The sequence below is a fragment of the Dolichospermum sp. LEGE 00240 genome (assembly GCF_015207875.1).
Lineage (GTDB): Bacteria > Cyanobacteriota > Cyanobacteriia > Cyanobacteriales > Nostocaceae > Dolichospermum > Dolichospermum gracile.
The window spans coordinates 15,753-39,919 of sequence record NZ_JADEVZ010000015.1 but is presented as its reverse complement, the minus strand read 5'-3'; the positions used below and the strand labels follow the sequence as shown (position 1 = coordinate 39,919).

Here is a 24,167-nt window from a genome sequence, read left to right as displayed (position 1 = left end):
TAATTTATGGTAGCATTTTGCATAAGTAATAACAATAAAAAAATTGAGAACTGATGTTAGTTTATTAATTTATCGAGGAAAAAAGAATGTTGCAAGAGAATTGGAAAGAAGTATATGATCTTCATTGTCAGTCAAGAGGTTATGAGTTTACCAATAATTGGTTTATCTACAATATTCCAGTGTGGCAAGAAGTATTAAAAAATATTTCAGATTTAGCAAATCTTAACTTCCTGGAAATAGGAAGTTGGGAAGGACAATCAACCTGCTGGCTGTTAGATAATATTTTAACTCACCCTTCATCTAAAATTACTTGTATAGATACTTTTGAGGGAGGTATAGAACATCAATTTTCCGACGAATTATCTTTAATAGAATCAAGATTTGATGGCAATCTTAAAAGAGCAAAATGCGAAAATAAATTAATAAAAATAGTTGGACTTTCTCAATCTTGCCTAAGAGAATTACCCCTTAGTCATTACGATGTTATTTATATAGATGGCTCTCATATAGCTTCGGATGTTTTAGAAGACACAATTTTATGTTGGCGTTTATTAAAAAACGGAGGTATGATAATTTTTGATGATTATCAATGGGAAGGATACAGAGATCAACCACTTAAGCATCCAGCACCAGCAATCAATACTTTTTTATCAATTTTCCAGGATAAAATAAATGTTATTCATGAAGGATATCAAGTTATTATTCAAAAAAAATTCTCCCCATTAGAAAATGATAGAATAAATAAATCAACCGAAATTAACTCAACAAAAAACCCGTTAATATTAAACAATAAAAATTTTAATGATCTACCCACGTACTATAAACACTTACGTTCCGAAATTTTTAACTCTGTCCCCGATAATTCGTTGAATATTCTTGATGTAGGATGTGGTGCTGGAGTGTTAGGTAAAGCCCTAAAAAGCAAGAACAGCAACCGATATGTAGTTGGTATTGAATTGAATCAAGAAGCAGTTTATTTTGCTAAACAGAATCTTGATGAAGTATATCAAGTTGATATTGAAAAAGTTAATCTTACTTTTGATCGAGGATTTTTTGATTGTATGATTTTTGCTGATATTTTGGAGCATTTAGTAGATCCTTGGCAAACTCTTAGGAATTATCTAAAAATGCTTAAATGTGAAGGTACTCTTATCATAAGTATTCCTAATATCCGTAATCTCAAAATTATTCATCAGTTAATTGAACTTAAGTCTTGGAAATATGAAGATGAGGGAATTTTAGATAAAACACATTTACGGTTTTTTACGAAAAATGATTTTTTAAAAATATTAGATCAATTTAATATTGAAGTTCAATCTGTCTTTTATCTTCGAGAAAATAGATTTAATCAATTTTATGATCCTAAAACTCAAATTTTAACTCTGGAAAATCTATCTTTAAGCAATATCTCTCAAGAAGATTTTGAAGAAATAACAGCTAATCAAATTGTGTTTCAAGGAAGTTACAAAGAAACATCAATTAGTGAAAGCAATATTTATAATCAAGTTAATTTAGGTAAAATTAGTTTAACTAATGATTTATTAAGTGTTGTAGTACCGTGGTGGGATCATACAGAATTTTTAGAATTGTGGGAAAATAACCTAAAATATCTTCCTAATTGTGAAATTATATTTATTGATAATGGTAGTAAAGAAGAAGGTAAAAAAGCACTTGAAACCTTTTGCCAACAATATAATATCAAATTAATTCGTAATGAGAAAAATATGGGTTTTGCAGCCGCCAACAACCAAGGTTTGACAATAGCAACTGGGAATTATATTTTACATCTTAATAATGATTTATCCATTAAAGAATTAGATATTCAATATTTATGTAGTTTAACAGGAGAAGGAATTGCTGGACCCGGATACGCTAGAAATGAATTAAATATTCCCTATGTAGAAGGTTGGGGTTTATGTGCAAAAAAATCAGTTTTAGAAAACTTAGGGGGATGGAATGAAATTTATGGACCCGGTTATTGGGATGATGTTGATTTATGTTATCGTTCTAGATTGGCAGGTTATGCTGTCACCGCTATTCCGCAAATGTCTCAATGGATTCAGCATATTACCAACGCAACGGGGAGAGACGGTAGAATAGATCAGATTGCTTTACATATTGCTAACCGCAAGAAATTTATTGATAAGTACTTTACTATTAGTCCGAAAATCCTCATTGATGGTGTATTCTTCCAACTCTATAAAACTGGCATAGCTCGTGTCTGGCAATCTTTACTAGAACAGTGGACAAACACAGGCTTTGCTAATCATATTTTAGTTTTAGATAGAGCCAATACAGCACCAAAAATTAATGGTATTCGTTATCGCACCATTCCCCGCTACGACTATAACAATACCGAAGCTGATAAAGAGATGCTTCAACAAATCTGTAATGAAGAAGAAGCGGGACTATTTATTTCTACCTACTACACCACACCTATAGAAACGCCTTCGGTATTTATGGCTTATGACATGATTCCCGAAGTATTAGGGGGAGACTTAAATGAGCCTATGTGGCGAGAAAAACATCATGCTATAAAACACGCCTCAGCTTATATTTCTATCTCTAAAAATACAGCCAAAGACTTAAATAAATGTTTCCCTGATATACCCTCAGAATCAATTACTGTTGCCCATTGTGGTGTAGATCCTCTTTTTTATCCTGCTTCTGAAAGCGAAATTAACGCTTTTAAATATAAATATGGTGTTACTAAACCATATTTTCTATTAGTTGGTACTGGTAGTGGTTACAAAAATGGTATTTTATTCTTTCAAGCTTTTGCCAAACTAGCCAGTAGCTACGGATTTGATATTATTTGTACTGGTATTGGTGGAGTTTTAACACCTGAATTAAGAACCTACACATCAGGTAGTGCCGTACATCTGGTACAACTGAGTGATGAAGAACTGGCACTAGCTTACTCTGGTGCAGTGGCACTAGTTTATCCTTCTAAATATGAAGGCTTTGGAATGCCTTTATTAGAAGCAATGGCTTGTGGTTGTCCTGTGATTACTTGTCCTAATGCTTCAATCCCAGAAGTCACAGGAGAAGCCGCTATTTATGTTAATGATGATGATGTTGTCGCACTGGCAAATGCTCTGTGTGAAGTGCAAAAGCCAAATATTAGACAAGCATTAATTACCGCAGGTTTAGCACAATCTAAAAATTTCTCCTGGACAAAGATGGCTGAAATTGTGAGTTCTGAGCTAATTAATACAACTTTATTGCCTTTGAATCTCAGAGAAATTAATTTAATTATCTTTCCTGATTGGTCACAACCAGAAGATGAACTAGGTCTTGAGTTACAAGAGGTAATTCAAACATTAGCAACTCATCCTAACAGCGAAAAAATTACTCTTCTCATAAACATAGGTGACATAGATACTGAAGATGCAGAAATCTTTTTATCTAGCGTAGTAATGAATCTAATGATGGAAGAAGAAATAGATATAACTGAGGAGTTAACAATTTCTTTACTCATTGATTTGAATGAAATTCAGTGGCAAGCCTTACTTCCTTGTATTAATGCGAGAGTTTCTTTAGAACATGAAAATCAAAAGGTAATTGTCAAAAAACAAGTAGAACAAATTCCTTTATATTCTCTGGAAAATTTAAAAGAAGTAAGTGGAGAACAGTTTTTTTTTCAGCTAGGAAATAGCTTATTTTCTCAAAGCAAATATCAAGAAGCAATTATACAGTATCAAAAATTTCGGCAGATTCAAATAGGTAATCCTGAATTTTACTGGAGTTTCAGCGAATGTTTCAGACGACTTAATCTTCTTGAACAATGTTTTGCCGTTCTTCAAGAAGGAATTAAACTATATCCTGTTAATGCAAAACTCCACTTCACTGTAATTGTTAATTATCAAATGAGTGGACGGGTTCAAGAGGCAATTACGGCTGCTAATATAGCGTTGCATAACTTACCTAATAATCGCACATTTCAATTAATTTCTAATCTTATATTACCTAGTGTTTATGATCAAGTAGAAGAAATTAATGCTTACCGACAAAGATTTAAGCAAGGACTTGATAATTTAATTAATAATATTCCTCTCAATAATATTGAAGACCAACAAAACACCCTAATTGCTACTAGTTGTTGGACAAACTTTTATCTTCCTTATCAAGCAGATAATGTTCTAATTTTGCAATCTCAATATGGTAATTGGCTGCATCAAATCATGAAAGCTAATTATCCTCAGTGGGGTATGCCATTATTAATGCCTCCTCTAAAAGAAAATCAGAAAATCCGCATTGGCTACGCTTCTCATTATCTACATTCCTATAGTGGGACACTCTGGTTAACTGGCTGGCTGCGCTACTGCGATCATAATAATTTTGAAATCTACTGTTACTATACAGGTAATCAAGCAGATGCAATTACTGAAAAATTTCAAGAATATAGCGATTTTTTCTATCATATTCCTGATAATTTACCAGCAGTTTGTGAACAGATAATTGCTGATAAACTTCATATTTTAGTCTATCCCGAAATTGGTATGGATGCGCCAACTATGCAAATGGCAGGTTTACGACTTGCACCTGTGCAATGTGCAGCTTGGGGACATCCTGTAACTACAGGTTTACCAACGATTGATTATTTTTTATCTAGTGAGTTAATGGAAGGGCAAAATGCTCAAGAACATTACTCAGAAAAATTAATTCTCTTACCTAATATTGGTGTTTCTTATCCTAAACCCTATATTCCGTCAGTTATTAAAACTCGTTCAGATTATGGTTTAAGTGATGATGATGTAATTTATTTATGTTGTCAAGCACCTTTTAAATATTTACCACAGTATGATTTTATTGTGGCGGAAATTGCTAGTCGCGTCTCTCAAGCTAAATTTGTCTTTTTACGGGGTAATGTATTAAAGCCTCGGTTACAACGTGCTTTTGCTGCGGTAGGGCTAAATAGTGAAGATTACTGTGTCCATCTGAATATTCCAGAACGACTAGATTATCTGATGATTAATTTGCTTTCGGATGTTTACTTAGACACATTTACTTGGTCTGGTGGTAATACTAGTCTGGAAGCGATCGCCTGTAATCTTCCTATAGTAACTTGTCCAGGGGAATTTATGCGTGGTCGTCACACAGATAGTTTTCTCAAAATGATAGGTGTAACAGATACCATTGCTAGTAACGAACAAAAATATATAGAAATTGCTGTTAGATTAGGTTTAGATAAACCTTGGAGAAGGAGTATTGCGGAAAGAATGAGCCAAAATCACGACTGTCTTTTTGATGATAAGGCTTGCGTTACAGGTTTAGAGTCCTTTTATAAAAAAGTTTGTAGTAAGCACTTCAGTGCTTCTTGAATTTTAAAAGAGCAGGCTAAAGCCCTCATTACTAACTTGCTTTAAAAAAATCTATGTACGAGTATCATAAACTTACAGATGAACAAAAAGCCGAACTAGTCGAATATCGTTTAAGTCGAGGTTATCCACCTCACTCACCACCACATCCAGTTAGAGATAAAGAATTTTATTTATTAACAGCAGCTTGTTATGAACATAAGTGTCATCTTCATTCAGAATCACGTCGTCAGCAACTGTTGGAGATGATATTTAATAATTTTGGTGATGCTGGGAGTAATGAAGGGAGTGCTGAAGCACTCACTACAAACTTCAAGATTTGTGCGTGGGTGATTTTACCTAATCATTATCATTTGCTGGTTCAGTTAGTAAATTTTGATGTTTTAAGTGAGTTATTTCGCAAAATACATGGTGCGCTTTCTCGTCAATGGAATCTTGAGGATGATGTAACTAAGCGAAAAATATGGTATCGGTGGTCAGATAGAGCTATTCGTTCTCAACGGCATTACTATACAACTTTGAACTACATTCATTACAACCCGGTGAAACATGGCTTAGTAAAATCTCCTTATGATTGGGTTGAGAGTAGTGTCCACTGGTATTTAGAAACTTATGAACGGCAATGGTTGCGTGATTCTTGGGTTGAGTATCCAATAAGAGATTACGGCACAAATTGGGATGATTAGTCCGTAGTAAGCACTTCAGTGCTGTGATTTAGATGAGGGCTTAAGCCCTCACTACAAGCTAACTATCAACGTATTTCTGCCACATCTGTTGATAGGCATTCTCCATTTCACGGGTAAATTTTTCCGCATCCCATAAAGGTGCATTTTTTCTTCCTTGTTTTAATTTCCAAGCAACCTCTTGTCTAAGTTTCTCATCCTTACCCAAACGCACTCCCCATTCTACATACTCCTCATCTGTCCAAGCAATGCCTTCTGTAATTCCCGCATTAATCATCATCGTATAACTATTACGAGCCGCAAATTGTTGTCCTACTCTTGTTACCATAGGAATACCTAACCATAAAGTTTCTAAAGTAGTAGTTGCACCATTATAAGGATAGGTATCTAAAACTATATCAGCAATAGTAAGATTAGCTCTATGAATTGCTTCAGTTATATCTTGAGGAATAAATCGTAAATATTTAGTATCTAGTCCTTCTGCTGCTGCTAATTGTTCATAGAATTTCTGACAAGCTTCTAAATCACTAAAACCTTTAATTAATAAATAACTATTAGGAACTTGCTTAATAATTCTTAATTGTAATTTAGTATTTTCTAAATGACGTTTATAGTCTTTTTGCCCAACAAAATATACAATTGCATCTTTGGGAATATCAATGTCTTCCCGTCTTAACGTGGGAACATCTGTCTCAAAACCGCCCACAGCAACGTAAGTTTCTGGTAATCGCCAAATTTTCTCACTATAGTAGTTTTGTGCTGATTCAGGTAATACATAGGGATCTGCAATAAAGTAATCAATAGATGGCAAACCTGAAGCATCCCAACCTAACCAAGTAACTTGAATGGGAGCAGGTTTTACTGCGAGGACTTCACCAACAAAATCAATTGTAAGACTGTCTAAATCTACCAAAATATCAATTTCATCTTTATGAATTTGTTCAGTAATTTTTACTACACTGTTTACATCTTCAATACTATAAGCTTGGTAAGAAGATTCAATAAAAAACTTCTGCAAATTATCTTGTATACGCGGATGGATTATGTATGAATAAATTTTAAACTTATCAGAATCATGGTATTTAAAAAGCCAACGAGCAATCCAACCTACAGAATGTTGTCTTAAGTAATGGGACAAATAGCCTATTTTTAAAATTTTCTTGCTTGTTTTTGTGGTATTTGATGTATAACGATATTGGTTAATTGCTTGAGTAGAATTTAGTTCAAAATTATTTAAACATAAATTCAGTAACTGATTTTGAAGTGGCCTAATAATATTAGGAGTATCTGTAATATAAGGAAAAAAGAACATTGATGTGTATAAACGTAGAATTCTCACAGTATCTGATATTCTGGGAGATTCTTGGATGAGAGATGATATTAAATTTTTTTGTTTTTCAATTGCTAAACAAGCTTCGTCCCAAGATCCTGCTGATATTAATAATCCCCTAATTAGCAAATGATTATAAAAAACTTTATCAGCTAAATTATCAGAGCTATCTATTAATTTTTTGGCTGTGTTAATTCCGTGAAGATGCCGACCAGTTGTTTGATAACAAAAGGCTAATCGAATCAAAACCTCTGGATGATTGGGATTTACATTTATATAAATTTCCAGTAACTGAATAGCTAAATTAGCATTTATTAAAGAAAGTTCTGCTTTAATAGCAGCAGATATTATTGTATATGTATAATCATTAATATTACTGGATGAATTCAGTAATAAATTTACTACTTCTAACGTTAATTCACAAAGTTCAGGATATTCTATAAGTTTATGAATAACTTTTGAAAATACTTCTATATCTGGGTTAATATTCTCTTCTTCAATAGCATTAATTAAATCAAGCTGCTGAACATATTCATCATCTAATAATTCTAATTGCGTAGCTAAATATAAGTTGAATAATAAGTTATTAATATAATGAGAATTAATTTCTCGTAAATGTTGACTAATGACCCAGGCTTGTTTATAGTTTTCTAAGGTTACTTGTTTTTCGATTTCTTGATATAAAATCTGGCTCAACTCAGTTGTCCACAATTGAACCTCTTCTGTAGTTCCCTCTGCGATACCCATTAACCAAGTTAATTGCGCTTCTTGCTCCTTGTCTTGCAATAATAAATATAATCCCAAATACCAGTAATGGGATTTAACATCAGGTTCTGCGTCAATTGCATTTTCGTAATATTGAATAGCCTGAGTGTAATCTTTTAGTTGTGAATTCTGTTGCATTTGATAATCGTAAGTATAAAGTGGTTGTATTACAAAAACACAGTAGAGACGTTCTATAGAACGTCTCTACATTTAATGCAACAATGAAGATCCTGGATATTTGTCTCATCTAAAATTGCTAAAATTGCTGTGACTCGATAGCTTTAATTGTCTCAATTCAACTTCCGCAATTTTTCATGTAATCTTCATTGCTTTACTATTTAATTACTTACCTACTTCAGTGGAACCAGTAGCACAGGTGCTACCAACAGTAGGAACTACGGCAGCAACACCTACGGCAGTAGTTTCACAAAGAATAGCAATACTAGTTGCATCACTGCTTGATCCTTCTACAATTAGGGATACTGTACCTCCATAATTTCTGATTACTTTACTAACTCCTGTTAGAGCAGAAGTAGATTGAGCGATCGCAGCAGTGCCTGAACCAGTCGTTGCGGTTGCATATGTATAATTAGCAGTTTGTGATTTAATACCAACGCCCAAGTCTGATATTGCAGAGCCGAAAGAGCCTTTTTCTGTGAAGTAAGCTTGTTGACCTTTATTTAAAGACCCAACATAGGTTTTAGCTTCGGATTGTTTAGCTTTGTTGGCTTGGTTCAGGAAAGATGGCAGTGCAATAGCCGAGAGAATACCGATGATGATGATAACAACTAACAATTCAATCAGGGTGAAACCTTCACCTTCTTGCTTTTTGCCGAGGAGGTGTTGGATAAATTTAGCTTTCAGTTCAGTTTTCATAGCAGTTTTCCTTCGGGGGGGAGTTGGTGTTGTTTGTTTCTTTATACGAATAACTTACCCAGTTCTGATCAGTTTCATATCACTTCACCTAAAAGATTTTTGGACAAACTCAGGAAATGGCTTGAAAAGCTTATTTATCAAGGAATTTGTCCCATCAGTTCCTAAATTAACCAGCATCAAAAAATGTGGAGACATTGTATATAATCTCCCTACATTGTGAACTATTGGAATACTGCAGGTTTAAATTCACTTAATGCGTTGTATAATTGTTAACTCTTCTTCTGTTAAAAAAGGGGCTTAAAAACCTAATTTTAGGTTGCTAATTACAGGTTTAATACTCATCTTTGTTATATTGGTAACAATATCCAATCAGTAGGACAAATAGTAGATGTCTGTGCCTGTCAAGTACCTATTCCAATAGCAGGACTTTCGCACAGAATGGTTATGGTAAGTGTTGCTTGAGTACCTGCTATAGTTACAAGGTTTAAATCAGTAACTCTTACATAGGATTTTAGGCGTTGCTGATTAAGGGTATGAATTTTAGTCTCACGCAAAGGCGCAAAGACGCACTGAGGTTTGAGTTTTAAAGGTTCAATTTGGGAATTTCATACCTCAATTCAGCAACCCCAGGATTTTAAAGTGCTAAAATTCTGGCTATTCTGATTTTGACAAAAAAGTGCGATAAGTGCGATCGCTCTTCCTCTAGTTTTTCCAATTATATGTGTAAAATTATACTGATAGTTGCTTGGGAAAAAGGTAATAAGAAAAGAGTTCCTTTTCTTCTTCTTATCTCCTTTTTCCTAACTCGTCATTGATCTAAAGTTGTCTAACTACAGGTTTACCATCAATAACTTCACCAACAAGAACGATATCTGCACAATTGACGAAAATGCCATTTTCCAGAACACCGGGGATATTATTCAGTATTTTTTCCAGGTTTATAGGGTCATCAATGCGATCGAAGGTGACATCTAAAACCATGTTACCTTGGTCAGTGATTACAGGTCCTGCTTTTCTCACACCCATGCGTAGTTCTGGCTTACCACCAAGTGCTTTAATGGCATTTGTGACGGGGGTGATAGCCATAGGGATAACTTCAACTGGTACAGCGAAACTAGAACCTAAGCGGTCTACTAATTTACCACCATCAACAACAACAATAAATTGCTTTGCTAGGTAATCTACAACTTTTTCGCGGGTATGTGCAGCACCACCACCCTTAATCAAGTTTTTATGGGGATCTACTTCATCTGCCCCATCTATAGCGATATCAATATGGTCTACAGCGTCTAAAGTGGTGAGAGGAACGCCATACTCTTTTGCTAATACTTCTGATTGAAATGAGGTGGGGATACCGACAATATCTTTGAGTTCTCCTGATTTGAGGCGTTCTCCTAAATATTGAATGGTGTAAGCTGTGGTTGAACCTGTCCCCAAACCAACTATAGAACCGGATTTTACTAAATTGGCGGCGGCTTTACCAACTTCTTGCTTCATCAATTTAACTGGATCTGCTGGTATGGACATTCTTTAACTCCTGAAAAATCAATTAAACGGTTCACTCATCTTACCAGAACACCCGGATTTATTCCTACTGCCTACTTCTTTTACCCTATCCGCTAAAATACAAGTATCAGGGCAAACACGATAAGTCAGATCCCCAACTTCTTAAAGAAGTCGGGGATCTTGTTGTTAAAAAATCACAGTTTAGACATTTTATCTAACAACAGGCTTACCTTTTTCGCCCTTTCTGGTTGACGCTGTTTTTGCAATAATTCTTTTGCTTGAACTAAATTAGCTTTCGCTTCCGTTTCCTGTTGTTCCTGCATGAGAATGTTGGCTAAACGTAAATAAGCATCAGGATTTTTAGGACTGCTATCAATTACTGCACAGAATAATGCTTTTGCTTCGGCAATTTGTCCTTTTTGATTTAAAATATCTCCTAATAACAAACGTACCATATCATTGGTAGAGTTGATAGCAATAACTTTTCTCAAGACTATTTCGGCATTTTCAAAATCTTTGGCTTGATAAAAGTTGATGCCTTTTTGGAATAAGTTGGAGGTAATCAATGTTTTGATACTCAAATAACCAAGGATGGCAAGACCAAAAATAACTACAGAAATGGCGATTAGATTGGAAGTAGGAAATGTTTCTAACATGAGTTTAAGCTAATAAACAGGAGACGGGAAAAATTAGATATTCGATGAAAAACAATTTCCAGATAAATTGATAGAAATTAGTAATTGCTTGTTTGTTTTGTAAATCAACTCCTGCACCTTGCCACCATAAAACAATTAAAGCTACTGTATGGGTGATTAGGATGAAGATAGTGTTGACTTCCGCAAGACGGAATAAGGCTACTAAAATCATGCCTACATAACAGATTGTTAATACCCAAAGTGCGAGATTAAATACTTTTTGTTGTCCGAGTTGGAGGGTGAAAGTTGTGATATTGTAAAATCTATCGCCTTCCATATCAGGAATATCTTTGAAGATAGCGATCGCAAATGTAAATACCAAGATAAACACAGTTAAAGCCCAAACTGCCCCCGGAATCCCTTGGCTGCTTTGCAATACCCAACTAAAATGCAAAAACAAACCTAAATTAACAATCGTTCCCCGCACTGAAAAAATGCACAAAGCAGCCCAAAACGGAAACTGTTTTAACCGAATTGGTGGTAAAGAATAAGCCGTACCAATTACTAAACTTATTGTCACCATGCCCATTAAAAATGGTCCGGTTAGCCATGCTAAAGCTAAGGCGACAACACCGGCAATAATAACAATTAATTGTCCTTGTCCTCTGGTAAATTCTCCCGATGCTAAAGGTAAATCAGGTTTATTGATTTTATCAATGTCAATATCTTCTAATTGATTCAAACCAACAATATAAATATTGCCACTTATGCAAGCAACCCATGTTGCTAAAATTTGACTAATGTGCAAACCAGAAAAATTTGTAGAAGTGACACCCAGGGTAATTAAATATAAACCCAAAACACTCAAAGTTGTTCCCATAATTGTATGGGGACGGGAAAACTTCCAAAAAGAATAAAACCAACTTTTTGGAGTAATAGCCGAATTTTGTTGATAAAATTGATTCATCTTTTGTTCTTTTTTATTTGCACCATCTGAAGGAATTGAACTTACAACATATTGCAACTATATGAGGTAAAAAATTTGATCAAAAAGCTATGCCATACAAGACTTTTACTCCTGACTCCTGCTTGATTTTGTCCCACGTAATAATCCAAATCGAACCAATCCAGTTTCATAACCTCGGCGCATTAAACCTAAAGATAATGCCCCCTGAATTGTCGTCCAACCAGCCATTAATAAACCGATAAATGCTTGGGGTGTAAAAGCCGAATCAATGACCACATTCCAAAAAGGTGCAACAGCGGTTGACCAATCAGCCGTGCGAATATTATTTAATGGTAATTGCCAAGCGATCGCTTCATACTCCGCTAAAGAAATCACATAAGGTAAACAATAGACTCGGTAAATATCTTCTAAGTGCTTCTGTTCATCCGTTGTCAGTGGCGACTTATCCGTATTCCGATGACACCATGTCACCATAATCAAAGTTCCACCGGGCTTTAATACGCGATCGCACTCTTGCAAAAACTTAGTTTTATCCGGCATATGTTCACCGCTTTCCAGTGACCAGACCAAATCAAAAGAATTATCCTCAAAGGGCATTTCCTGGGCATTGGCAACCATGAATCTAGTTTTTTGACTCAAATTCATCGCCAAAGACCTTTCAGTGGCTCTAGCAGCTTGTACAGGACTCAGTGTAATTCCCGTGGCATTTGCCCCAAACTTCTCAGCCAAGTATAAAGAACTACCACCAATTCCACAGCCGACATCAAGAATATTTTTCGCACCCTTAACATCAGCCCATTTGAGCAACTCTTCAATTAAATCAATCTGTGCCTGACGGCGTTCTTTCACCTGTTTCCCATCTACACCATAATAACCATGATGCATATGTTCCCCCCAAATCTGTTCCCACAGACTGGAAGAAGCATCGTAAAATTCCTGAATTTGTTTGTAAAGTATTTGACTCATTAATTTAGTAATAAAAAGATGACAGGAAATTGAAAAAAAACTTATTGATATGCTACCATCTATGCTTCTAATTAGATAGGGATATTTTTCTGCCTGGGAATAACTCATTAATTCTACCTTGCGAAGATATTAAATAACTCAAAAGTAGAAAGTTTATTCATTTTTCACTTTTAATCATCATTAATCACTTATGACTGTTGCACGGACAATTTGTTTGGGATTTGTCACTGTCATTCTTTTGGGAGCAATTCTCCTGACAATGCCTTTTTCAACTGGTAACGGTAATTGGAATGACCCAATTGTTGCCCTATTTACTTCAACTTCAGCGGTTTGTGTCACAGGATTGGCAGTAGTAGATACTGGCACCGAATTTTCCTTTTTAGGTCAATTATTTATTGCCTTATTAGCACAAATTGGTGGTTTGGGTTATATGACAACTACCACATTTTTAATGTTATTAATTGGTAGAAAATTTGACCTCAGACAAAAAGTGGCAATTCAACAAGCTTTAGACCGTCCAGGCATGAGTGGTAGCTCTCAAATTATCCGTTCTATTATTGCCACAACTCTATTATTTGAACTCACGGGAGTATTTTTATTAATGATCGCCTTTGTTCCCGAAAAAGGTTGGCAAGAAGGAACTTGGCTGGCTATTTTTCACAGTGTCAGTGCTTGGAACAATGCGGGATTTAGTTTATTTAAAGATAATTTAATTGGTTATCAATCTTCCCCACTAGTGATTATCACAATTGGCTGTTTAATTATCTTTGGAGGTATTGGTTATCAAGTAATTTTAGATATGTATCTTTGGTTGCAAGATAGCTTTGCTTATCAGGGAAACCGCATCATAAAAAAAACAAGTTGTTTAATATTTTCCCTGGATTTTAAAGTTGCAACTAGCACAACCTTAATATTATTAGTGCTAGGAACAATTGCACTTTTTTTCGTAGAAATTAGAAACGATAGCGTCTTTGGACAATTAAGTTTATCTGATAAAATATTAGCCGCTTGGTTTCAGTCAGTTAGCACTAGAACCGCTGGTTTTAATAGCATTGACATTGGCAAAATGACTAATGCCGGATTATTTATTATGATTGCACTGATGTTTGTTGGTGCAAGTCCAGGAGGTACAGGAGGAGGAATCAAAACCACTACTTTACGAGTTCTGACCAGTTGTACAAAGGCAATTCTCCAAGGCAAAGAAGAGGTATTATTATATAATCGTAAAATTGCCATTTCTTTAATTTTAAAAGCTGTGGGGGTGGTGTTTGGTTCATTAGCAACAGTGATTTTTGCCACCATTTTAATTAGTATTACTGACCCCAAATTGGCATTTATTCAAATTCTTTTTGAAGTAGTATCAGCCTTTGGTACAGTCGGACTTTCCACAGGAATTACCGCTACTGTTTCTACCGCAGCCAAATTAATTTTAATTCTCACCATGTATATTGGTCGCGTTGGGATTTTATTATTGATGTCATCTATCTTAGGTGATCCTCGTCCCAGCAGAGTTCACTATCCCGAAGAAAATCTCCTTGTTGGATAATCACTAATTACCAATTGATAAGCTGTTACGCAGCTAAATTTGATAACCATAATTTACTTGAACTTTGTAGTGCGGGCATCTTGCCCGCTAGAATTATACAAACTAAATGCACAACAGCTTATCGAACTCAGGTAGAATTGATTAATGTCATCACAAAACCTTCAAAACCCAATTCAGAAATACCATTTTTATGCCAGTGATTACCATTCGGAACATTCTAAAAGTTCATATTTGGCTCGGTTTAAGGCTGCTTGAATGTAGTTTGTTAGCATTATTTTCTTTAATAATATTTTGCCCAAAACTATCTCTATATCTACTCTGCTTCTAAATTTGGCGTTATTTGCTGTGAACCGTGAATAACAGCCAGCACTTCTATTTGCTCAGATTTGATGTAGTAAATTATTCGATATGCACCTTCAATTACTTCACGGATTTCCTGGGTTGCAAACTCTGGTACAATCCGACCTGAAAACGGAAAATTAGCTATTTGTTCAGAACGCCTAGTTAATCTGTCAATTACTCTAGCCGCATATTGTGGAGAATTTGGGGAAATATAGGTATAAATTGCCGAAAGATTCTCTACGGCTGTTTATGTCCAATAAACTTTCACTCTGGTAATCCAAATTTAGCTCTAACTTCCTGTACAGAAATTAATCTACCAGCTTGACTGTCAGCAAGTCCAGCCTTAACTACTTGTCTAACATAAATCTCATACATCAAATCATCCCAAGTGAAATTATCAGGTAATCTATCAATTAATTTTTGGGCTTCAGTTTTAATGTTTAATTTTTCCATATTTTTAGCTCAAATCTAGCTCTCTGATTACATTGTAAGCTGAAAATTAAAAATCTACTTAAATTATATCATGAACCTGATAAACGCTGTAAAAATTCTGTGTGTTCTGGTGAGTTTAATCCTATTTGCAATACTTCTAAAACCTTAACCATATCTCCTGCTAATAATGCCGTTACAGATAACCATAATCCGGGCATAACTTGACTTTTAATAATGCCCTCTGTATCAGGTTGCAGTAATATATATTCACTATCATGTAACCCAAACCAATCTAATTTATTTTCTAAACTCTGCCAAACAATATATTCCTGAATGCCGTTACGTTTATAGGCTTTTTTCTTATCATATAAATCATAAGCTGCACTGCTGGCGGCAATTTCCGCGACTAATTCCGGTGCGCCTTCAATATAATCATCATCGGTAATTCGAGATTTTCCACCCAAACTTTCATCAATTAATAAAACTCCATCGGGTTGAGGTTCATTATCCTGATCTAATCTGATGGTAGGTTCTATTCCTAATTTAATTCCGGGGGTATGAATACGATAATTCCACAACCAACCGATTAAATTGCTATGGGGTTCTGCATGACGTTGAAAGTGCAAAGGTGAGGCCACGTAAACTACTCCTTCGATTAATTCAGCTTTTTTAATATCGAGACTTTCAGTATAACGACGTTCAAATTCATGGCGTGATAAGCGATCGCCATTTTCTAAAGGTAGAATTTGAGGAGTTGGGTTAGTTTGTGGCCGCTGCATTACCATTTGCTATACCTCCAAGAATTAATTTACACAATCAGCAGAGGACGGGGAAAACCCGCCCGTATATAATCAATTATGGTGCTGGGGGTAAAGTTCCACCACTAGCAGCCGGCGGTTCAGTGTAATCGCAAAATATATTAACCCCTATTTTCAGGATATATAAAACTATAACAGTGGCAATGGCAGGATCAAGAGGTAAATGATCCATTGCTTCCAGTCCGGGGGTATAATCAGGCATTAATTCCCGCATAGCTTTGATTTCGCTGTTAGTTATTTGCATAGCTAATTTAGGTGGTTTACTTAATAGTATCAAAATCAACTACATTATGGACAGGGATTATTTATTCCTTATTTAGTGTACCAATTACCAATCATGAATCTTTCATCCTTAAAATTTCTTCGCAGTTTACGTAAAGATAACCACCAATTTGCTGTCATTGGGTTAGGTCGTTTTGGTCGTTCTGTCTGTTCAACACTGCATAATTTAGGTTATCAAGTATTAGCTACAGATGTTGATGAAAAACGGGTTTCCGAAGCATTGAATGAAGAAATAGTTGGTCATGCTTTGCAACTCGATTCAACTGAATCAGCAGCCCTGAAAGAAGCCGGAATTTTTGAATTTGATACTGTCATTGTCGCTATTGGTAACTACGTTCAAGAAAGTATTATTACTACTTTAAATGTCAAAGAAGGTGGTGTACCTCACGTAGTTGCAAAAGCCTCTAGTGAAGTTCACCGCAAATTATTACAACGAGTGGGCGCAGATCATGTAGTATTTCCTGAATATGAAGCTGGTTGTGCTTTAGCAAGAACACTCACTAAACCGGGAATTTTAGAAAGATTTGATCTTGACCCAGATAACAGTATTGTGGAGTTAATTGTTCCTGATGAATTTCATGGAAAAACCATTGCTGAACTGCAACTGCGTAACCGCTACGGTTTAAATATGTTGGCTGTCAGTCATGATGGTAAATTTATCATTAATCCCGAACCAACTAAACGGTTAGAAAAAGGTTCTGCAATGGTAGTAATTGGTTGTAATAAAGATATTAATCGTTTACCAATATAGGGAATAGGGAATAGGGAATAGGGAATAGGGAATTGGGAATTGGGAATTGGGAATTGGGAATTGGGAATTGGGAATTGGGAATTGGGAATTGGGAATTGGGAATTGGGAATTGGGAATTGGGAATAATAATTTCCTCAATGACCAATGACCAATGACTAATTATTTTGGATTTGTGATTTGTTTATCTGGTGTCGAATTCGGTAAAGTAGTTTTCTCAGTTGTCGAAGTATTTGCAGGTAAGTCTTCAACAGGGGGAAGATTTGCGGGCGCTTGTTCAACTAGTGGCGTAGTAACTGCCGTTGCGCTACCAGGTTGATTTACAGGCGGTTTGTTGGGTGCTAAAATTTGGGCAATTTGCTGGATGATTTGTTCAGTTTTGGCAACTTGCTCAGTATTTCCTTGTGTTATATACTGTTGACGAGCGCGTCTTAATGCTTGAGCGGATTCCTTAAAAACACCTTGATTATATAAAGCTACTCCTAAATTATAGTAAGCAGAGGTGTTTTTCGGATCTTGCAGAATTGCTGCTTTATAAATATTAATTGCTTCAGCAATTTTACCTTGATTTACTAGAAGACTACCTAAATTATTGTAAGCTACAGAATTTTCAGGATTTATTTTTAAAACTTCCCGATAGGCGGAAATCGCCGATTCTACTTGACCTTCTTGTTGTTGAACAATTGCTAAGTTGAAATAAGCATTTTCATGATTTCTATCTAAATTAATTGCTTGTTCATAAGCAGAAATAGCATCTTGACGCTGATCTTGCTCATAAAATAAAACTCCCAAGTTATAATGGGCATCAGCTAATGTGGGAGTTACCACTAAAGCTTGACGATAAGCTGTAATAGCGGCTTCTTTTTGTCCCTGTTTTTGTAAAGCTACACCCAAATTATAATAAGCTGATCCCAAATTGGGATTTAATCTAATGGCTTCTCCAAATTCTTGGATAGCTAGATCTAAGCGATTTTGTTGTAAAAGAATATTCCCTAAATAATTTCGCGCTGCACCAATGTTAGGATCTCGTTCTAAGGCTTTACGAAAAGCCATTTCTGAACCTTGAAAATCTTGACGACCATAAAATGTTACTCCCTGTTGAAAAGATATCGCTGCTTCTAAATCTTGGGAAACAACTTCTGCTGCTGATACCTGACTGTTGGGAGAATTAATAATTGCAGGTAAAGTCAAGATTAAAAATGCAGAAGAAGTAGAAAGGATACTCATTAACACTTGCTTGTATGTAGCCTTAGCTATGTTAAAAGACGGATACTTATGGTATTTTTGATACATAACTTACTACCCTTTAGTTATACTGAATCTAATCTAAATTAGATTATCCATCACTTCATTAAAAATTCATAATTGAATACTTTTCCCTTCTGGTAAGATTAACATAGCATCACCGAAAGAGTAGAAGCGATATTCAGAACTAATTGCTTGCTGGTAAAGATCCAATAATCTTTCTCTACCAATTAAAGCACTAACCAGCATCAATAAACTAGAACGGGGTAAATGAAAATTGGTGATTAACCCCTCCACAACCTGCCATTTATACCCCGGATAAATAAACAAATTTGTCTTCCCGACAAAGGGCTGTAAATCCCCAGATTGTGCCGCACCTTCCAAAGCTCTTACCGCCGTTGTCCCTACCGCAATAATTCGTCCCCCAGCAGCCTGAGTAGCCCGAATTTGCTCAACGGTATCAGCGGGAACTTCAATCCATTCTTCGTGCATGGCGTGGGTAGTGACATCTTCTACTTCCACTGGGCGAAAAGTACCGATACCAACATGGAGAGTAATAAAAGCCTGATTAATGCCATTACTACGCAACTTTTCTAATAATTCCGGTGTAAAATGTAATCCTGCCGTTGGGGCGGCGATCGCTCCCTGTTCAGCCGCATACACCGTCTGATACTGTTCATCAGCCGCAGTAGAAGCCGTAATATAAGGAGGTAGGGGAATCTGTCCAAACTTCCCTAACACCTGCACTAAAGGCACTGCTGGGGGCAAATCAAACTGTAATAATCGCCCCCCAGTTTCTAGATCTGACTCAACAACTGTCGCCCTCAATTCCTGTTTATTCCCATCTCCTCCCGCTGTAAAAATAATCTCACTACCCACCTTAAAGCGCTTTCCAGGCTTCACCAAAGCCAACCAGCAATTATGCCCTCGTTCCTCCAACAGCAACACCTCCACCCCCGCACCTGTATCCTTACAGCCATATAGCCGAGCGGGAATTACTTTTGTATTATTCATAACCAATAAATCACCCGCTTTCAGCAATTCCGACAAATCACGGAAAATGTGATGTAGAGGTGGTATAGTTTTAGCCGTTTCGGGAGAATTTACCACCAATAACTTAGAACTATCTCTAGGAACAGCAGGGTTTTGGGCGATTAGTTCTGGTGGAAGTTCGTAGTCATAACTAGACAACGAACAATCTAAATTAACATTTTGTGTTTTCGCTTTATCTTGTATTATTTGTCGCTTCATATTCATCAAGTAATTGGTAATTGGGAAAATTATTTCTCCCTGCCCCCTGCCCAGATTGGGTAAATCTCCCCATAGAACAACGGGTGCTTTTACCCTACCCAGAACCCCACCCCATTAACGAAGATAGATATGTAGAACTAAATTTAATCCCATAACATGATGATGGAATACTTGTACTATCTAGGCAATGCCACCCTCACTCTGAGAATCGTTCAATACTTACATGGTAGACCGCAACTTCCCGTGTCCTTTGTGAGCGTGATTCATCAAATTGATGGTTGGGTAGTCAGAATTAAACTCAAAGAAACAGTCTCAGATCAACAAGATGGTGATTTTCGAGCTTTCTTGAGTGAATTGGGAATTAGCTATCAGCCACCAATGAGAGTCCAAATGGCATTTTGGAGTTTAGAATCTGGACAAACACCCATAGACGTAATGCGTCGTTACCAAGTAGCAGTTGTTTCTCATGGTAGCCCGGAAAGAGAAGAAATTGAAGCATTTAGACAACAATTTGTTCGCGGTTTAGGCTACTGTCCAGAAACACTTGCTTAAACAATTCTCAATTAAGTATCGCAAAGTAAAAATAATTTTGCAATCATGATTATTACTGTTCAAAAGCTGCCTCAATATATTGTAGCAGCTTAAATTCATATCCAGATATAGATAAACGCTCTAAAGATTCTTTGCCAATAGTCTTTTTACTTTGTAATTGATAATGAACAAGTGCCACATCAAAGCGACAAGCATAATCGGCTTTTTGTGGATATTCAGCTAAAAATATTTCCGCCGTCCGCCAGATTTTTGCCTGTTTTTGGGGAGTAATGGCATTTTTTCCCCCTTCATCCCAATTACCAGAACTCCGGGTTTTCACTTCAACAAACGCCAGCATTGTGTCTTGATATTCAGCGATAATATCAATTTCCCCCCAACGACAACAAAAGCGCCGCTGCAAAACTTCCCAACCTGTAGATTGTAACCATTTGGCTACCAGGTCTTCACCTATGTTACCAATATCTGCATAATTAAATGGAGAAGGATTAGCCATTAATTAACAATACCATGAATACTAAGCATCCCAATTGGATCAGTATACTCAGTTTATTACTTTGGGTGATGATTTCCACCACAGCCTTAGCAACTTTTGTCCCTTCTGCTGTAGCACTGGAATATAACAAAGAAATTCTTATCAGTGCTGATTTTTCGGGACGTGATTTAACAGATTCTAGTTTTACTAAAGCAAATCTTCGCTACAGTAATTTCAGTCACTCTAACTTAAGAGGTGTGAGTTTTTTCGCCGCCAATTTAGAATCAGCAAATTTACAGGGAGCAGACCTAACTAATGCTACACTTGATTCAGCGCGGTTAATTAAAGCCGATTTAACCAACGCCATTTTAGAAGGAGCATTTGCAGCTAGTGCCAGATTTGATGGTGCTATAATAGAGGGTGCAGATTTTACCGATGTCCTACTGCGTCGAGATGAACAAAAGAAACTATGTAACGTAGCAAAAGGTACTAATCCCGTGACAGGAAGGGAGACAAGAGATACTTTATATTGTTCTTAGAGGATGTTTGAAAAGTTTCCGGCGATTAGAAATCGCTACTACACAAACAAAGTCCACCTGCGTGGACTAACGAAAAATCAAGGCTTTTGAACCCACGTATCCCTTACGGGACCGAAGGAATAGGTGGGTTTCGTCTGTGTAGCTGCGACTTCTAGTCGCCCTTGCAAGTAATAAATTAGACTTAGATTCAGATCAGATCCCCGACTTCTCAAAGAAGTCGGGGATCTGACGCTGACGACGCTTACAGTATTTATATATTTTGTAAAATTTGTGAAAGTGTTAATTTGAGTTCTGGAAATAATGGCGATATAATTAAATCATCACCTCTAAATTGATTAACTATGTATTTATCATCAAGAATAAATAGAATATATAACCAATTTATGATAAGCTGTTGTGCATTTAGTTTGTAAATTCTAGCGGGCAAGATGCCCGCACCACAAAGTTTAAGTAAATTATGGTTATCAAATTTAGCTGCGTAACAGCTTATAAAATTGTCAGTTATCTCCTATAAAATATGCACCAGCAGGAAATCCGACTTAAACCGGGTACATTATGGACAAATCTCGAAAAAACCACCGAACTGGCTTTAAAATCTGGAGCTTTAAAATCTATTCCCACAGAAGTGGAAATTTTTGAACAAGATGGAATCAAGTTTGTTGTCAGAATTTTAGAAAATATCAATCGCAAAAAAGCTGATCAAGAAAAACAAAATCAAACACCCTCTAAAACTGGTAAAGAATTTAATCCTTTTTTACCTTATGAAGAAGCTTTATTTGTGGCGGATATCTCTTCTACTCACGTTTGTATTTTAAATAAATTCAATGTTGTTGATTATCACTTTTTGATAATTACCCGCGCTTTTGAACCACAGGAAAGCCTACTTACCCTAGAAGATTTTACAGCTATGTGGGCTTGTTTAGCAGAATTTAATGGGTTAGTATTTTATAACGGTGGTAAACTTGCCGGTGCGAGTCAACCACATAAACATTTACAAATTGTCCCTTTTGCAGAAACAGATATTCCCATTTCACCACTTGTAAAAGCTGCAAAATTAGAAAATGATCTGGGAACTATCCCCGAGTTTCCCTTTCTACACGCTTTCACTAAAATTAACTTGGGAGAAAGTGCCGAAATAACCTGCAAAAAATATCATACATTACTACAAACTTTGGGAATTAAACCCCTAGAAAATCATAAGCAATCAGGAGCATATAATCTCTTGATAACGCGAGAATGGATGTTCATTGTTCCCCGACAATTTGAAGAATTTGCAGAAATTTCTGTGAACTCATTGGGGTTTGCAGGGGCATTATTAGTCAAAAACCAACAACAAATGCAACTATTAAAAAATATTAGCCCTATTAACCTTTTAAATAATGTTGCTTTTCCTGTACAAAAAAAATGAAGATCCCCGACTTCTTTTTTATCGTCTGAGCAAATTATGAATTAATATAAGAAGTCGGGGATCTAATCCGTCCTGGCGCGAAACAAAAATCATCAAAAAGAGGAAAAATCATGGAATCTTTAGACATAAAATGGATTCGTTCCCAGTTTCCCGCACTCACACAAACAATCAACGGAAAACCAGCGATTTTCTTTGATGGACCTGGGGGAACACAAGTACCCGGTGGAGTATTAGACGCAATTAGTGATTATTTAGTCAGGTCAAATGCTAACGCTCACGGTGCTTTTGCTACCAGTATGCGAACCGATGCCTTGATTATTTCTGCCAGGGCGGCGATCGCTGACTTCCTGGGATGCGATCATGATGAAGTAGTATTTGGCGCAAATATGACCACCCTCACCTTCTCCGTGAGTCGCGCTATCGGTAGAGAACTCCAACCTGGTGATGAAATAATTGTTACAGACCTAGACCATGCAGCCAACATTTCTCCCTGGTATGCTTTAGAAGAAAAAGGTGTGATTATTCGGACAGTTGATATTAATATTGCCGACTGTACATTAGATATAACCGATTTAGAAAAAAAGATAAATTCCCGCACCAAAATAGTAGCAGTAACTTACGCTTCCAACGCCGTCGGCACAATTAATGATATTGCCAAAATAGTCAGACTCGCCCATAAATTTGGGGCTTTAGTATATGTTGATGCCGTCCATTATGCCCCCCATGCACCGATAAACGTTCATCATTTAGACTGTGATTTTCTCGCCTGTTCCGCCTACAAATTCTTCGCGCCTCATGTAGGAATTCTCTACGGAAAAAGAGAACATTTAAGCAAATTTTCCCCTTATAAAGTTAAACCCGCATCAGAAGAAGTCCCTTCCAGATGGGAAACAGGAACATTAAATCATGAAGGTTTAGCCGGATTAGTAGCAGCAATTAATTATTTAGCAAAATTAGGTTGTCATGTTTCCCCAACCTTAGATAACGAATTACTTTCCTCCTTAATAGAAGCCGATAGAGAAGGCTTAACCACCTTCCATTGTCCTCGTTTCCTAACCGAAACAGAACAACCAAACCACAAATTAGCATCGGCCTATCATAGTCGTCGAGCCGCATTATTAGCAGCCATGTCAGCCATTCAACAATACGAAAGAGAATTAAGTAAAAAATTGATTTCAGGATTATTAAAAATCCCTGGTTTAACTCTCTATGGAATTACCGAACCCAGCCAATTTACATGGCGCACACCAACAGTATCCATTCGCATAGAAGGAAAAACACCAGCAACCATAGCCAAAATATTAGGAGAACAGGGAATATTCGCTTGGTACGGCAACTTCTATGCAACCAACCTCACCGAAAAATTAGACGTAGAAACATCAGGCGGCTTATTACGAATAGGACTAGCCCATTACAACACAGCCGCAGAAATAGATCAACTTCTACAAACCCTCAATGAAATTATTTAAAACCCGCCAATTAC

At 36.3% G+C, this 24,167-nt stretch carries 20 protein-coding genes and 1 pseudogene; 8 read left to right on the top strand and 13 right to left on the bottom strand.

Translation table 11 applies throughout. From position 1 onward, the window contains the following. Positions 1 to 86 precede the first annotated feature (86 nt). Both IQ226_RS07240 and IQ226_RS07235 read left to right on the top strand, forming a co-directional pair. On the top strand, positions 87 to 5,324 hold the full coding sequence (locus tag IQ226_RS07240) for a class I SAM-dependent methyltransferase (protein ID WP_193893930.1): 5,238 nt from the start codon (positions 87 to 89) through the stop codon (positions 5,322 to 5,324). Between the two features lie 53 nt (positions 5,325 to 5,377). Continuing rightward, entirely contained in the window at positions 5,378 to 6,007 is a 630-nt protein-coding gene (locus IQ226_RS07235) for a transposase (protein ID WP_193893927.1), read from the top strand. 58 nt (positions 6,008 to 6,065) lie between these two features. Here IQ226_RS07235 and IQ226_RS07230 read toward each other — a convergent pair whose 3' ends face one another. The 6 genes from IQ226_RS07230 to IQ226_RS07205 all read right to left on the bottom strand — a co-directional run bounded on the left by IQ226_RS07230 (position 6,066) and on the right by IQ226_RS07205 (position 13,049). Then, positions 6,066 to 8,237, bottom strand: coding sequence for an O-linked N-acetylglucosamine transferase, SPINDLY family protein (locus tag IQ226_RS07230; protein ID WP_193893924.1), 2,172 nt, complete (start codon positions 8,235 to 8,237; stop codon positions 6,066 to 6,068). A 204-nt stretch (positions 8,238 to 8,441) separates the two neighbouring features. Next, positions 8,442 to 8,975 carry a type IV pilin-like G/H family protein gene (locus IQ226_RS07225; RefSeq protein ID WP_193893921.1) on the bottom strand — a complete coding sequence of 178 codons (534 nt, stop codon included), beginning with the start codon at positions 8,973 to 8,975 and terminating at the stop codon, positions 8,442 to 8,444. A gap of 816 nt (positions 8,976 to 9,791) precedes the next feature. After that, positions 9,792 to 10,502: a ribose-5-phosphate isomerase RpiA gene (rpiA, locus tag IQ226_RS07220; RefSeq protein ID WP_193893918.1), complete on the bottom strand. Its 711-nt coding sequence runs from the start codon at positions 10,500 to 10,502 to the stop codon at positions 9,792 to 9,794. A gap of 173 nt (positions 10,503 to 10,675) precedes the next feature. Continuing rightward, complete coding sequence (locus IQ226_RS07215) at positions 10,676 to 11,137, bottom strand: tetratricopeptide repeat protein (protein WP_193893915.1); 462 nt, start codon at positions 11,135 to 11,137, stop codon at positions 10,676 to 10,678. Positions 11,138 to 11,141: 4 nt separating this feature from the next. After that, the gene (locus IQ226_RS07210; RefSeq protein ID WP_193893913.1) at positions 11,142 to 12,083 is read right to left on the bottom strand and encodes a homogentisate phytyltransferase; all 942 of its coding nucleotides are present in this window, start codon (positions 12,081 to 12,083) and stop codon (positions 11,142 to 11,144) included. A gap of 105 nt (positions 12,084 to 12,188) precedes the next feature. Then, positions 12,189 to 13,049: a methyltransferase domain-containing protein gene (locus tag IQ226_RS07205; protein ID WP_193893910.1), complete on the bottom strand. Its 861-nt coding sequence runs from the start codon at positions 13,047 to 13,049 to the stop codon at positions 12,189 to 12,191. A gap of 190 nt (positions 13,050 to 13,239) precedes the next feature. Here IQ226_RS07205 and IQ226_RS07200 point away from each other — a divergent pair, with 190 nt between their 5' ends. Further along, entirely contained in the window at positions 13,240 to 14,595 is a 1,356-nt protein-coding gene (locus IQ226_RS07200; protein ID WP_193893907.1) for a TrkH family potassium uptake protein, read from the top strand. 313 nt (positions 14,596 to 14,908) lie between these two features. Here IQ226_RS07200 and IQ226_RS07195 read toward each other — a convergent pair. From IQ226_RS07195 to IQ226_RS07180, 4 genes and pseudogenes are all read right to left on the bottom strand, one after another. Next, a pseudogene (locus IQ226_RS07195) lies at positions 14,909 to 15,169 on the bottom strand (type II toxin-antitoxin system RelE/ParE family toxin); the annotation flags it as partial. A gap of 32 nt (positions 15,170 to 15,201) precedes the next feature. Next, complete coding sequence (locus IQ226_RS07190; protein ID WP_193893904.1) at positions 15,202 to 15,390, bottom strand: hypothetical protein; 189 nt, start codon at positions 15,388 to 15,390, stop codon at positions 15,202 to 15,204. 68 nt (positions 15,391 to 15,458) lie between these two features. Next, the gene (locus tag IQ226_RS07185) at positions 15,459 to 16,154 is read right to left on the bottom strand and encodes a Uma2 family endonuclease (RefSeq protein ID WP_193893901.1); all 696 of its coding nucleotides are present in this window, start codon (positions 16,152 to 16,154) and stop codon (positions 15,459 to 15,461) included. Positions 16,155 to 16,224: 70 nt separating this feature from the next. Next, complete coding sequence (locus IQ226_RS07180) at positions 16,225 to 16,431, bottom strand: hypothetical protein (protein WP_193893899.1); 207 nt, start codon at positions 16,429 to 16,431, stop codon at positions 16,225 to 16,227. 93 nt (positions 16,432 to 16,524) lie between these two features. Here IQ226_RS07180 and IQ226_RS07175 point away from each other — a divergent pair, with 93 nt between their 5' ends. Further along, positions 16,525 to 17,220, top strand: coding sequence for a TrkA family potassium uptake protein (locus tag IQ226_RS07175; protein WP_027402359.1), 696 nt, complete (start codon positions 16,525 to 16,527; stop codon positions 17,218 to 17,220). A 159-nt stretch (positions 17,221 to 17,379) separates the two neighbouring features. Here IQ226_RS07175 and IQ226_RS07170 read toward each other — a convergent pair whose 3' ends face one another. Both IQ226_RS07170 and queA read right to left on the bottom strand, forming a co-directional pair. Then, entirely contained in the window at positions 17,380 to 18,444 is a 1,065-nt protein-coding gene (locus IQ226_RS07170; protein WP_228039299.1) for a tetratricopeptide repeat protein, read from the bottom strand. 132 nt (positions 18,445 to 18,576) lie between these two features. Further along, positions 18,577 to 19,713 (bottom strand): tRNA preQ1(34) S-adenosylmethionine ribosyltransferase-isomerase QueA, encoded by a 1,137-nt coding sequence (gene queA / locus IQ226_RS07165; RefSeq protein WP_193893893.1) that lies wholly within the window; start codon positions 19,711 to 19,713, stop codon positions 18,577 to 18,579. Positions 19,714 to 19,875: 162 nt separating this feature from the next. Here queA and IQ226_RS07160 point away from each other — a divergent pair, with 162 nt between their 5' ends. After that, on the top strand, positions 19,876 to 20,265 hold the full coding sequence (locus tag IQ226_RS07160; RefSeq protein WP_193894038.1) for a hypothetical protein: 390 nt from the start codon (positions 19,876 to 19,878) through the stop codon (positions 20,263 to 20,265). A 52-nt stretch (positions 20,266 to 20,317) separates the two neighbouring features. Here IQ226_RS07160 and IQ226_RS07155 read toward each other — a convergent pair whose 3' ends face one another. Then, a complete protein-coding gene (locus IQ226_RS07155) occupies positions 20,318 to 20,758 on the bottom strand; it encodes a YraN family protein (protein ID WP_193893890.1) in 441 nt (146 codons plus the stop codon). A gap of 14 nt (positions 20,759 to 20,772) precedes the next feature. Between IQ226_RS07155 and IQ226_RS07150 the strand changes: the two genes are divergently transcribed. The 3 genes from IQ226_RS07150 (at position 20,773) to IQ226_RS07140 (ending at position 24,153) form a co-directional block, all read left to right on the top strand. Beyond that, a complete protein-coding gene (locus tag IQ226_RS07150) occupies positions 20,773 to 21,276 on the top strand; it encodes a pentapeptide repeat-containing protein (RefSeq protein WP_193893887.1) in 504 nt (167 codons plus the stop codon). Between the two features lie 517 nt (positions 21,277 to 21,793). After that, on the top strand, positions 21,794 to 22,684 hold the full coding sequence (locus IQ226_RS07145) for a DUF4922 domain-containing protein (protein WP_193893884.1): 891 nt from the start codon (positions 21,794 to 21,796) through the stop codon (positions 22,682 to 22,684). A 110-nt stretch (positions 22,685 to 22,794) separates the two neighbouring features. Further along, positions 22,795 to 24,153, top strand: a complete 1,359-nt coding sequence (locus tag IQ226_RS07140) for an aminotransferase class V-fold PLP-dependent enzyme (RefSeq protein ID WP_193893881.1) — start codon at positions 22,795 to 22,797, stop codon at positions 24,151 to 24,153. Positions 24,154 to 24,167: the final 14 nt, after the last annotated feature.